Source organism: Clostridioides sp. ES-W-0018-02, assembly GCF_020658175.1.
GTDB lineage: Bacteria > Bacillota > Clostridia > Peptostreptococcales > Peptostreptococcaceae > Clostridioides.
The window spans coordinates 95832-109465 of sequence record NZ_JACVVY010000003.1 but is presented as its reverse complement, the minus strand read 5'-3'; the positions used below and the strand labels follow the sequence as shown (position 1 = coordinate 109465).

The following is a 13634-nucleotide window of genomic DNA, read 5'->3' as shown; positions in this document are numbered from 1 at the left end:
ATATATTTATAATGATTTAATTTCTTCATTATTTAATTTTGATACTATTTCTATGCTTGTCTTACTATTTATTAACTCATTTAAAAATTCTTCGTCCATTAGTTTTGCAGATAGTTGAGACAATGTCTTTAAATGTAAATTATCACCATTGTCTGTAGCTGCTATCATAAATATAAGATGTACTGGGCTTCCATCCTCTGATTCAAAATCAAACCCTTCTTTTGATACACCAACTGCTACTCGTGGTACTTTTACTGCATCTGTTTTTGCGTGTGGTATCGCTATGCCCATACCAAAACCTGTAGATGATATTTCTTCTCTCTTATGAATTTCTTCTTTAAATTTATTTTTATCTAAAAGAACACCTGATTTATCAAGTATTTCAACCATTTCATCAATTACATCTGTTTTACTTTTTCCTTTAACATCTAAAACTACTGTTTCTTCGTTATACAAAGAGACTTTATTAGATACGTTTTCCGATTTTGTAATTTCCTTTTTATATTCATTTTTAATTTCATCTGTATTTTCTGTAGTATTATTGTTATTTACTACCTTAGGTGTAACTATCATATAAAGTATTGCGCCTACTAATGAACCTGCAAGTATACATCCTACCCATAAAAGTGGCTTATTTACTAGTCCTAAGACTAAAAATCCTCCATGTGGAGCTGGTACTTCTATTTTCATTATGTAAGTTAAAATCGCTGATATTGATGACCCAATCATAAGTACTGGCAACACTTTCAGTGGATTCTTTGCCGCAAAAGGTATCGCTCCTTCTGTTATATGAGTACTACCTAGTATATAATTAATTAATCCTGCCGCTCTGTCTTCTTCTGTAAATCTATTTTTAAATAAAGTAGATGCTATAGCTATTACTAATGGTGGTGTTATACAAGCTGCAGATACACCTGCCATAAATAAGTAGTTTCCTTGACCTAGAAGCATAGTTCCAGTCACATATGCTGCTTTATTTACTGGACCTCCCATATCAAATGCTGACATACATCCTATTACTAATCCTAGGATTATAGGACTTGAGTTCTGTAACCCTGAAAGGAAATTCATCATAGCATTGTTAAGAGCTGAACATGGTCCCCCAAGTAACAACATAGATATACCAACAACACCCACACTGACTATAGGAATTATAAAAATAGATTTAAGTCCTTCTAACTGTCTTGGTAATTTTCTCAATAAGTACACAAATAATTTAACTGCATAACCTGCCAAAAATCCCGATATAATTCCACCTAAGAACCCTGAACCTGTGTCAAACGATATCATTCCTCCAACAAGCCCTGCCAACATACCAGGTCTACCTGATACAGATTGAGCTATAAACGCCGCTAATACAGGAACCATCAAATTCATAGAATATCCACCAACAGATTTTAATGTAGCTGCTATCTGATTATACTGTTCTGAATTTGGGTCAAATGAGTAAATCCCCCACAAAAATGATATAGCAGTTAGCACTCCGCCTGCTACTACTAAAGGTAGCATATGAGATACTCCATTCATTAAGTCTTTATATAGTTTTTGACCAAACGACAAATTCCCTTCTTCTGTAAATTTGCTACTTGATGTATTTCCCTTTCTAACTGCTACTTTACCATCAATACACTTTTGTATAAGCTCACTAGCTTTGTGTATACCTTCTTTTACAGGTACCTCTATTACTGGTTTTCCATTAAATCTATCAATATCAACGTTTTTATCACAAGCAACTATTATTGCATCTGCCATTTCGATATCTTTTGCTGTTAATTTATTCTCTACTCCTATGGCTCCATTTGTTTCAACTTTTATATCACATCCTAATTCTTTAGCTGATTTTTTTAATGCTTCTTCTGCCATAAATGTATGTGCAATTCCAGTTGGACAACCTGTTACCCCAAGGATTATCTTTCTCCCCATTTTTATACCACCTTTCTGACTTTTATATTTTTTATGTACTCTTCTACATTCGCCAAACTACCGATACCATTACTTTCAGCCACACTTGCACCCGTTGCAGCAGACCTTTTCAATGCTTCTTCAATATCTTCTGGATTTTCCAACCATATACTTAAAAAAGCAGCTAATGCAGAATCACCAGCACATGCAGAGCTAACAACTGTAACTGGTTGAGCACTAGCATAATAAATTGCTTCTCCATTGTAAAAATAAGAACCTTTTTCTCCTAAAGTTAGTAATATATTTTGAGCTCCTTTCAAATGTAGTAACTTAAGCACATCCTTAATGTCCTCTTCATCTCTTACAATAATTCCAAATATATCTTTGATTTCTTCATCATTTGGTTTTATCAAGTATGGATTATATTCTAATAACTCCTTTAACTTCGGTGAACTTATATCAAGTATTGTTTTTATATTTTTATTTTTACAAATCTCAAATATATCTTCATAGTAATTATCATCAATACCAGGTGGTAAACTTCCACTTATTGACAAGTAATTTATATCTTCTAATGACTCTATCTTCCCTATCATTTCTAACTTTTGCTTTGCATTTACATATGACCCAGAGTTTACAAATTTAAACTCATCATTTCCATCATTTAAAAATATATTTATACGAGTTGTATCTTCTACCCAGGTAGGTAGTACATCAAACCCTTTCTTTTCACTTTCTTCAACTATATATTTTCCTGAGAATCCTCCAAAAAAACCTAATATCTTGGACTCTACACCATAATGACCTAGTACAAATGTCACATTTAAACCTTTTCCATTAGGAGAATATGTAGCATTTGATGTACGATTTACTAATTTACTTTTTATACCGTTAGTAGATATGTTCATATCTATTGCTGGATTCGTGGTTAATGTATATATCATTGTCTTCCCCCTTGCTTCTGCTGTGTATGTTTTCATTATAATAAAAAAGTCTATGAAAATCTTTTCATAAAAAGAAAATAGATTTTCATAGACTTTTTCAATTTAATTTTCAGAATTATTATATTTGACCATATAATCTATAATTATCCTAGATATAATGTACAATGGTAACCTAGATGACACTTCATACTCAGAGATTGAGATATGATAATGTTTATATCCTACAATATATAAATCAGAATAGTTTATAAGTTTTGCATTTTCACTACAACAACATGTTATAACTTTGGCTCCACTTAAATTGGCATTTTGTGCTGATTCTACAAGTTCTTTAGTGTTTCCATTCAACGAAAATATGATTATAAGTTCATCTTCTTTCATTGATTTAGATTTTATTTTCATTATATTAGGGTCATTTATAAAAAACACATTAAAATCAAGTAATTGTAACTTAAGGCTAAACTCTTTTGCTACATATTCAGTAAGACCTCTTGCTAAGACGTATATCTTACTAGATTCATTTATAGTTTTTATTATATTAATTAGTGTAGTTAAGGATATTTGTTCTATAACTCTCTGCGCTTCTATAAAAGACTTGTTTATTATATCCCCCATATTGTGTATATCATTATTTTCATCTTTTACTGTCAACCTGTATCTAAGTTCATTAAATCCATTTAGGCCACATTTTCTAATTGCTCTTGAAACAGTTGCTGGAGACGAATATGTTTCATGAGCAATCTCTACTATGGACAATTCTGATAATATTGACTCATTTTGATTTATAAATTTAATTATTTCAAGTTCCGTTTTCGTTAGATTTTCAGAATTACTTTTGTTTAGCTCAATTATCATATTTTTTCTCTCCTTGTATATAAGTTTTTTGTCTAAATTTATCAAGTAATATAATAATATATTTCCTCTTAACTACTTATTTTTATACACAATCATGATTTAGTCAATGTCTATAAGTATAAATTTATAATATTATAATTTTGTACTTTAATTTATTCTGTAATTACTATGTTATTTTGCAATAAAAAAGTAATTACTTAATCACTAAGATTGAGTAATTACAAATTTTTTAGCCTGCAAGTAGCTTATTATGAATAGTTAAAATTATTTTCAATATGGATTAATATATCCTCTAAAGGACTTATTTCAATATCAAACGCTAGCTATGTCAGTCTTTTTATTTAGTACTTTTTAATACCTTTATAAGATTAAATATTTGTACTGTTGTGACAGTCATATTATTACTTGCCGTTTCCTTATCCATTGCTTCTTCTATGGTCATAGCCCTATTTACTATAGAAAAATAAGCATCTATCCCTTCTTCATTACACTTAACTGCATCTTCTGTCGTTGCTCCAGCCAAACCTATTACTTTTGCCCCATATTTTTTAGCCATCTTTGCAACTCCTATTGGTGCTTTGCCCATAGCTGTTTGATTATCCAATTTACCTTCTCCAGTTATTACAAAGTCTGCACATTTTAACTCGTTCTCTATTTTAATTTCTTCTAATATTATTTTTACTCCAGATTCTAATTTTGAATTTAAAAACGCTAAAAATGCAAAACCTAATCCACCTGCTGCTCCAGTACCTTCTATATTGGCTATGTCTTTATCTAAATCACTTTTAACTATCTTAGCAAAATTTCTAAGGCCATTATCTAACTCTTCAATTATTTTTGGTGTTGCACCTTTTTGAGGTCCATATATGTACGCTGCTCCATTTTTACCAAACAGTGGATTATTCACATCACAAGCTATTTTAAAGCTACATTTATCTAATTCTTTTAACCTATTATCTATTTTTATATGTCTTATTTCATTTAAAACTTTTCCACCTAACCCTACTAAGTTGTTGTTTTCATCATAAAACTCAAATCCTAAAGCTTGAAGCATACCTACCCCAGCATCATTAGTAGCACTTCCACCTATTCCAACTATAAAGTTTCTATAGCCTTTATTTATTGCTTCTTTTATTATTTCTCCAACACCGTAAGTTGTGGTGCTTAAAGGATTTCTAAGTTCAGTTGGAACTAATGTTAATCCTGATGCTTGAGCCATTTCTATTATTGCTGTATTTGTACTTTTTAATAATCCATATGTCGCATTTACTTTCGTAATTATTGGTCCAGTGACTTCTATAGTTTCTTTTTCACCATTCATACCTTGTACTAAAGCGTCTACTGTTCCTTCCCCACCATCTGCAAGTGGCAATATCTTTACTTTTGCATCTTTTTCAACTTTTAATATCCCCTTTTTTATTGCATTTGCTGCCTCAATTGAAGATAAACTGCCTTTCAAAGAATCTATAGAAATTAATATTTTCATATTTATCTACTCCTTATTTTAAAAATAAAAATTTATAAGTTTTAATTTACATTCTATTTTATACTCTACTCCTTTCTTTGTACATACAGTTTCTTGTTTACATCCAGCTCTTACTAGAAATATGCTATACTTTATCATAATTAGCAAGTTGTCAAATCGTAATTTAGGAGGATAAAACTATGGAATCTAAATATACAGAAATAAACTCAAAGACCTTTGATAAATGGAATAAAGAAGGCTGGGAATGGGGACAACCTATCAGTCATGAAGTTTTTGAACGAGCCAAAGCTGGAGATTGGTCCGTTGTACTGACACCCACTAAACCCGTTCCGAAAAATTGGTTCTGTGATATGAAAAATACAAAAATACTAGGATTAGCGTCTGGAGGCGGACAACAAATGCCAATTTTCACTGCATTGGGAGCTCAATGTACAGTTTTAGATTATTCAACTTCACAATTATTAAGTGAAAAAAAGGTTGCAGAAAGGGAAAAGTATTCTATTGAACTTGTACAAGCTGACATGGCAAAGCCACTACCTTTTAAAGATGAAAGTTTTGACTTAATATTTCATCCAGTTTCTAATTGTTATGTAGAAGATGTATTACCAATTTGGAAAGAGTGTTATCGTATACTAAAAAAAGGTGGTATACTTTTATCTGGACTTGATAATGGCATCAATTTTGTATTTAATGAAGAAGGAACAGAATTCCAATATAGGCTTCCATTTAATCCTTTAAAAAATAAAAATATATATGATGAATCAATCCAAAATGATTGGGGAATTCAATTTTCTCATACAATTGAAGAACAAATAGGTGGACAACTACAAGCAGAATTTATTTTAACAGATATTTATCAAGATACAAATGGTTCTGGTAATCTTCATGAATTTAATATTCCATCATTTTACGCAACTAGAGCAGTAAAAAAATAAAACTATTTATACAAAAAGCGGTATAACACCAAAATGCTATACCGCTTATCATAAATTTAAAAGAATCCTTATAAAATATCTATAAATATAGCCCTTTGTGAATTTCAATACTAGAGATAAAATTCCAAAAACTACACACGATTATATTTATACATCCAATTTATAGATAGAAAATTTATTACAATCTTTATAATTTTATTCTCTAATAATTATAAGAATTACTTGACTTCAATATCATTATATTTTTTTGAATATACATTAGTCATATAGAAATATATAGGAACTACAATTACCATACCACCTAGTCCCCAAACTATCTTCATTGGTTCATCAATACCTGCTTTTATCAATAATACTATACTTATAGCTACTGCAAATATTGGTATAATCGCTCCTCCAGGTATCCTAAAGTTTATGTCTTTACCAGCATACTTCTTCCTTAATATTAATACAGCTAGACAGGTAGGAATATATTGAATAAATCTAGATACAACACTTATTTGAGATAGTGTTGTAAATGACCCTGACCATGCTATTAATAAAGTTCCTATAACAGAAACTATAATTGCTATATATGGAGCTCCATTTTTATTAGTTTTTCTTATAGACTTAGGCATTAATCCTTGCTCGACCAAAGCAGCCGCAGACCTTGGTGTAAATATAGATGATGCAATATTTATTCCTCCAACAGATACTATAGTCCCTATTGTAATTATATATCCACCTATAGGACCTAACATTTTAATAGCAGCATCTGCAACAGGAGTCGCTGACCCTCTTAATCCATCTCCCAATACACCTATACTTATCCCCAAATATAAGCATATATATTACTGATACTACAAACATTACCATTACTAATGCCTTAGGTACATTTTTCTTAGGATTTTCCATATCTTTTGCTGCAACAGCTAAAGATTCAAACCCCGTAAAAGCATAAAATAAAGTTATTGATACTGCTACAAAAGCTGATGATGTACTTTGACCTTTTTGTATTATTATAAATGGCGTAAAATTAGAGCCTTTTATAAAAAATAAACCTACAGCTATAAATAAAACTATTGGTAATAATTTTCCTATAGTCATTATATTGTTTAAATGCTTAGATTGCTTCATTCCCATAAAATTTATAAGCCCAAGCCCTCCAACTAATATACCAATTATTATATTTTTAATAAGTGGCTCTGCTGCTTGAGGCCATATAGATGATAGTGTGACTGCAAAAAAGTTTGCCATAGTTGCCCAAGCAATCATACTAACTATCCACTTCATAAATCCAACTTCAAACCCAATAAAATCTCCAAAGGCCTCTTTTGCATAAAGATACGGCCCTCCATCAGTATCAAACCAACTCCCTGCTTCAGCAAAACATAAAGCAATAGAGACAGCTAAAAACATACAAAAAACTAATACTAAGATACTCGCTGGACCTATACTTGTATATGCATCTCCAGGTAAGCCAAATATACCTGACCCTATTATTGCATTAATCCCTAATAATACAATACTCCAGAAACCTAACTTAACACTTTTTTTCATTGTTATTCCTCCAAACTCAACTTAAAATATAGTTATAATTATTTTTCTTTAGATGCTTCTTTAACTATCGCCATAAATATTTTTTTCATATTATCACAATCCTTAGTCATCATTTCTGGATGCCATTGTATGCCTATTACAAACTCATTCCCATCCTTTTCTATAGCTTCAATTAAACCATCTTTAGCAGTAGCTGAAACAATATATCCTGGAGCTACCTTATTGACAACTAAATGATGGAAACTATTAACTAGGATTTCTTGTTCTCCTAATATTTCATACAACTTTGTACCCTCTTTTATCTGTGCTGTATGTGTAGGTATATTAGATAAATGTTGCTGATTATGTTTTATGTAAGCTCCTTCAATTAAAGATAAATCTTGATATAAACTCCCTCCCTCAGCTACATTTATAATTTGTTCACCTCTACATATACCTAACACTGGTTTTTTCATATCTAAAGCATACTTTAATAACTTCATATCAAAAACATCTCTTTTAGGTGATATTGCACCTAGCTTATTATGAGGTTCCTCCTTCCATATAAGAGGATTTACATCTTGTCCTCCTGATAGTATAAGTCCATCTATATTTGATACTTGTTCCTTTATAATCTCATCATCATATATAATTGGTACAATATATGGTATAGCTTTACACATAGCTACTGACTGTATATAGTCATTATTTACATAAGCCCTTTCATAACCAGGAAACATCCCCCCTTCATCAATTAATAAGTTTCCTGATATTCCTATTACTGGATATTTCTTTTTAATCACTTTCTTCACCCCTTAAATTATTTATGAACAATAAAAAATGCTACTTCTCTCTTAAAGAGCAAGTAGCATACCAATATTTTAATTGTTTAAAAATTCTAATTTATTTTTAAAATACTTTTTCTAAGGAATCAGTTATATAAATCACTCTATTGATTTATATTTTATTTTAATCCTATTTAATTCGACTTTTTGAATAGTGTTAATTCTAATTAATAGGCAAAATAGGCATTCATACTTTCCTTTTTATTAACCTATTAAATACTATTTAATATATTTTTTCCTCTTCTATTTAACTCACTTCCCTTTCTACCTGATTCACATATTATCAAATCTAGTTCTTTAAGTATATTAAGTATTCCCCTTACCTCACCTTCTGTTATACTATAACCTAATTCATTTATTGAATTAACAATACCATTTCTACCTATGTTTTTATTAAGATTATTGGCATTTTTTAAGCATTCCATTACTAATCTTACTTTTTCTATAGATGTTCTATCTTTTAATGTACTTATTTCTTTACTATAGTCTTCAGTTATATTTAGTAAATTATGAGGTAAGTCATTAATTAAAATAACATGTTCAGAACTCATAATGTTAATATACATAGCTGTATTTTTTAATTCTCTTATATTCCCTGGCCATTCATATGAATTAATAATGTCTTTAACATCTTGACTAATTTCCCTCTTCCTTTTCATAAAATGCTTTAGCATAACTTCTATATCTTCTTTTCTCTCTCTTAAAGGTGGTATGTTTATAGGCAATACATTTATCCTATAATATAAATCAGCTCTGAATCTATCTTTTTTTATCATTTCTAATAAATTTTTATTTGTAGCTGCAATTACTCTTACATCAGTGTCTATTACATTTTCCCCCCCAACTCTCATGACTTGATTTTCTTGTAATACTCTAAGTAATTTGCTTTGTAAATATATGGGCATGTCTCCTATTTCATCTAAAAATATAGTTCCATTATTAGCTTGCTCAAATAAACCTTTTTTCCCTCCTCTTAAAGCACCTGTAAAAGCACCTTCTTCATATCCAAAAAGTTCACTTTCAAGTAGGTTTTCTGGCATAGCTGCACAGTTTATCGCTATAAATGGCTGACTATGCCTTGGTGATGCATTATGAATAGACTGAGCCATAAGTTCTTTTCCTGTTCCACTTTCTCCAGTTATAAGAACTGTATAATCAGATTCCGCTATTTTCATACCTAGCTCTTTAGTTCTTTCCATTTTTACTGATACTGTTTTTATGTCATCAAAGGTATACCTAGCAACTTGTCCCTTTTCTCTAAGCTTCTTTGATAGGTTTTGTTCCAATTTCCTTATGTAAGTTATTTCTTGAATACAAAAATAATATCCAGTCACCCTTCCAAAACTTTCTATATTATACTTATTTACATTTAAATATTTATTATTAAACTTTATAACTTCATCATGTGCCTTACTTAATCTAAAAATCTTTTTAATATTTTCATTCTCTAATTCATCTATATTTTTTCCTATAATATCATTTTTAATATCTAGTATATCACTCAAGCTATTATTACAAATAATTACATTTTCCTTCTCTGATATCATTGCCATACCTAGATTTGATAAGTTTATTATAGAATTCAATTCATCTGCTTTTATAGTAAGTTCTTTATATTTAGTATTTATTCCTGAATATAAACTAATCACTTCATCTATATACTTAATTAGCCTCTCAGTAATTTCCTTATCATCCAGTTTGAGTTTTGCTATTATTTGAATAAATGTTGAACTATCAATATACCTATGCCCTAAATCAATAACTTCTTCAATATATTTTGGAACTAAATCTGCTTCTCCTGGTGTTACAGCTATCTTAATATTTCTATATTCTTCATTAGGATTATATGGTATGAAATTTAAGTGATTTATTCCTATATTGTATAAATTAGATATTGTTTCTAATACAGTGTGCTTATTATCATTTACTACTAATACATCTATTCCTTCTGGTAATGAAAATAACTTGTATATATCCTTTTGCTTTATAGTTCTATTTATAATTATTATCTTTGAGACATCTTTTACATATTTTTTTATTTTCAATACTCTATCATCTATCATTACTAATATTATGTCATCTTTTATCGATTCTTCTTCTGTTATTCTATTTAAATAATAGTTTTTTATTATTACTTTATCTTTAAATATCAGCTTTAGGTTTTTATTTAAAAAACACTCTAATTTAGATAATCCATCAGTTACTACTGCTATTGTTTTCATTATAAATCTATCCTTTCTTTTGTTTATATTATATAAAATTTTAATAGTTCTAATATAGTTCAAAATCTTTTAACTTATATAAAGCAAAAGTTATGCCAAATTGATAGATTTCTTATTTTTTATTTAACCTTAAGCTAGAAATATTATTATATGATTAAGATTAGATAAATAATATAACTTTAGCTATAGAATCTACAAAAACATGACTCCTATCAAAAAATAAAAAGGTATTACCAACTTTCTGGTAATACCTTTTTATCTTATTTTTAATTTAAGTTAATTCAAATGATTTTTCTTAATCTCATCAAGTAGCCCATCTTCTAGGTAAATTTCTAATGCACATCCTACCATTGCCTTTACTGCTTTGTGAAGTTTATCATAAGCTTCCTCAGAATTTGCATAATTTAAAAACTCTTTTTCATGAACATATACCATTGGATTTATGTCTAGAGCTATTTCCGTATACATAGTAGGACAAACTTGGCTTACGTTTCCTATGTCTGTAGAACCTACTGGACCTTCTTTTCCTTCTAATATATCTGTTATACCTGCCTCAATTAGATTATTCTTTGTTATATTCTGAAGCACCTTATTATTTATTATATTGTCAAAAGAATTTTCAAAGTATCTATAAGAAAGTTTAGCACCTGTCATTAACTCTGCACCTTTTGCACAGTTTATAACCTTTTTAGTTACTTCATCTAAATAACTTCTTTCAGCAGCTCTTACGAAAAATTCACAGGCAGCTTTTTCTGGAACTATGTTTGGAGCTTCTCCTCCATTTGAAACTATCCCATGTATTCTAACATCTGATTTTACATGCTGTCTTAGTGCATTTATTCCTGCAAAAGTAAGTTGTACTGCATCTAATGCATTAACACCCATATGAGGATGGCTAGCTGCATGTGCTGATACCCCTTCAAAACTAAACTCTATTGAATCTATTGCCAAAGCCTTGCAGTTTATGTTATTAAAAGCTTCTATATGCATCTGATAACTTACATCAATATCATCAAAAGCTCCTGCCTTAACTAAATCACACTTTCCTCCTGTTGTTTCTTCAGCTGGTGTTCCTATTAGTACAATTTTTCCTTTAAAATTTTCTTTTAACTTACTTAGTACTATACAAGCTCCTAATGTAGATGCAGCAATCCAGTTATGTCCACAAGCATGACCTGGTTCTTTATTTTCCCCATATCCAGGCAATGCGTCATACTCAGCTAAAAATGCTATAGTTGGACCATCATTATCCCCTAGTTCTGCTCTAAAAGCAGTATCCATATTACAGTATGGATAAGTTGTATCAAATCCATATTCCTTCATTTTATCTACCAAGTACTTTGATGATATATATTCTTCTTCTCCTAGTTCTGGATTGTTAAATATAAAATCACATACTTCTTCAATTTCTTTTCCCAGTTCATTCTCTATCTCATAAGCTCTTTTCTTTATACTTTCAATCATAATATACCTCCTATTAGAATCCAACAAATAATCCTATTGTTAAAAACACCATTACAGTAATTGTTAATACTACCATTAAAGGCATTACAAATCTAACCCACTTTGACCAAGGAATATTAGCTACTGCTAGTGCTCCCATTAAAACACCTGATGTAGGTGTTATTAAGTTAGTTACACCTATACCAAATTGATAAGCTGTAACTATCATTTGTCTAGATACATCTACTAAATCTCCAAGTGGAGCAAGTACAGGTATTGTAAGTGATGCAAGTCCTGATGCAGATGGTATAAAAAATGCTATTAAACCTTCTATTAAGAAAGTTAAATTTATAAATATAGTCTTTGGAAGTCCATTTAATAAATTTGCGGCAGAATTTAAAATTGTATCTATTATAAATCCATTTTCTGCTATTATTACTATTCCACGTGCAAATGCTATACATAGCCCTGCTGTCATTAAATCTCCTGCTCCACTTATAAATGAATTAACTATGTCATCTTGTTTAAGCCCTGATGCTATTCCTGATATTATACCTATAGCTGTAAATATCATTGCAATTTCAGTTATGTACCATCCTAGCTTTAAAACTCCATATATCATAATTGCCATACCTATTGTGAAAATTGCTATTACCATAGCTTCTCTTTTTGTAAATTCTTTTATGTTTGTATCAGTATTAGCCATTGATTCTTGATTCAATGATATACCATGTACTAAAGACTTCTTAGGGTCTTTTTTAACTTTATTGGCATACATCATAACAAATCCTATAGATATAGCCATATATATTATAAACATAACAACTCTCAACTCTATCCCAGAACCTGGTGTTATTTGTGACAATGCTTGTGCTATTCCTACAGAGAAAGGATTAGTAGTAGCTGCTCCAAATCCAGCTGTTGCTCCTATAAATACTGTGGCCACTGCTGTTAATGAATCATATCCCATACTGGTCATGAGTGGAATAAATATCATATAAAAAGGTAGTGTTTCTTCACTCATTCCAAATGTTGTTCCACCTAATCCAAATAGAATCATTGATATAGGTATTATTAAGAATTGGAATCTCTTCATTTTATTTACAGTATGAGCTATAACAGCTTCTATAGCTCCTGTTTTGTTAACTATTCCAAAAGCTCCTCCAACTATCAAAACAAATCCAACTACTTCAGCTGCATCTATAAATCCATTTATAGGTGCTGTAAATACATCAGTAATTCCTTGTGGATTTGATGCTGCTTTTTCATAAGTTCCAGCTACAACAACCGACCTTCCATCTATATCTACTCTTTCAAAATTTCCACTTGGTACTATCCAAGTAAGAACTGCCATTACTACTATTAGTAAAAATATTATAGTAAGTGTCTGTGGCATAGTAAACTTTTTCTTTTTTAAACTGCTCATTTTTAATCTCCCCCACTTTTAAAATTAAAATATTTTATTATTGCTTCCCTTTTCTATC

11 protein-coding genes are annotated in these 13634 nt (G+C 30.0%); 1 reads left to right on the top strand and 10 read right to left on the bottom strand.

Annotated features, from left to right (window positions below; genetic code table 11):
- Window positions 1–6: 6 nt before the first annotated feature.
- From IC219_RS09330 to IC219_RS09315, 4 genes are all read right to left on the bottom strand, one after another.
- Window positions 7–1923, bottom strand: a complete 1917-nt coding sequence (locus IC219_RS09330; RefSeq protein ID WP_227853325.1) for a PTS fructose transporter subunit IIABC — start codon at window positions 1921–1923, stop codon at window positions 7–9.
- 2 nt (window positions 1924–1925) lie between these two features.
- Entirely contained in the window at window positions 1926–2846 is a 921-nt protein-coding gene (locus tag IC219_RS09325) for a 1-phosphofructokinase (RefSeq protein WP_227481960.1), read from the bottom strand.
- A 102-nt stretch (window positions 2847–2948) separates the two neighbouring features.
- Window positions 2949–3701, bottom strand: a complete 753-nt coding sequence (locus tag IC219_RS09320; protein WP_227433867.1) for a MurR/RpiR family transcriptional regulator — start codon at window positions 3699–3701, stop codon at window positions 2949–2951.
- A 337-nt stretch (window positions 3702–4038) separates the two neighbouring features.
- Window positions 4039–5187, bottom strand: coding sequence for a glycerate kinase (locus IC219_RS09315; protein ID WP_227481959.1), 1149 nt, complete (start codon window positions 5185–5187; stop codon window positions 4039–4041).
- Between the two features lie 179 nt (window positions 5188–5366).
- Here IC219_RS09315 and IC219_RS09310 point away from each other — a divergent pair, with 179 nt between their 5' ends.
- Window positions 5367–6122: a class I SAM-dependent methyltransferase gene (locus IC219_RS09310; protein ID WP_227481958.1), complete on the top strand. Its 756-nt coding sequence runs from the start codon at window positions 5367–5369 to the stop codon at window positions 6120–6122.
- 218 nt (window positions 6123–6340) lie between these two features.
- Here IC219_RS09310 and IC219_RS21700 read toward each other — a convergent pair whose 3' ends face one another.
- From IC219_RS21700 to IC219_RS09285, 6 genes are all read right to left on the bottom strand, one after another.
- A complete protein-coding gene (locus tag IC219_RS21700) occupies window positions 6341–6916 on the bottom strand; it encodes an amino acid permease (protein ID WP_255612969.1) in 576 nt (191 codons plus the stop codon).
- A complete protein-coding gene (locus IC219_RS21695; protein ID WP_255612970.1) occupies window positions 6864–7661 on the bottom strand; it encodes an APC family permease in 798 nt (265 codons plus the stop codon). Before IC219_RS21695 ends, IC219_RS21700 begins: the two co-directional genes overlap by 53 nt.
- A gap of 38 nt (window positions 7662–7699) precedes the next feature.
- Window positions 7700–8452 carry a gamma-glutamyl-gamma-aminobutyrate hydrolase family protein gene (locus IC219_RS09300; protein WP_413926935.1) on the bottom strand — a complete coding sequence of 251 codons (753 nt, stop codon included), beginning with the start codon at window positions 8450–8452 and terminating at the stop codon, window positions 7700–7702.
- Window positions 8453–8697: 245 nt separating this feature from the next.
- Window positions 8698–10707: a sigma 54-interacting transcriptional regulator gene (locus tag IC219_RS09295; RefSeq protein ID WP_227481956.1), complete on the bottom strand. Its 2010-nt coding sequence runs from the start codon at window positions 10705–10707 to the stop codon at window positions 8698–8700.
- Window positions 10708–10983: 276 nt separating this feature from the next.
- The gene (locus IC219_RS09290; protein ID WP_227481955.1) at window positions 10984–12171 is read right to left on the bottom strand and encodes a M20 family metallopeptidase; all 1188 of its coding nucleotides are present in this window, start codon (window positions 12169–12171) and stop codon (window positions 10984–10986) included.
- A 13-nt stretch (window positions 12172–12184) separates the two neighbouring features.
- Window positions 12185–13576 (bottom strand): YfcC family protein, encoded by a 1392-nt coding sequence (locus IC219_RS09285; protein WP_227433860.1) that lies wholly within the window; start codon window positions 13574–13576, stop codon window positions 12185–12187.
- Window positions 13577–13634: the final 58 nt, after the last annotated feature.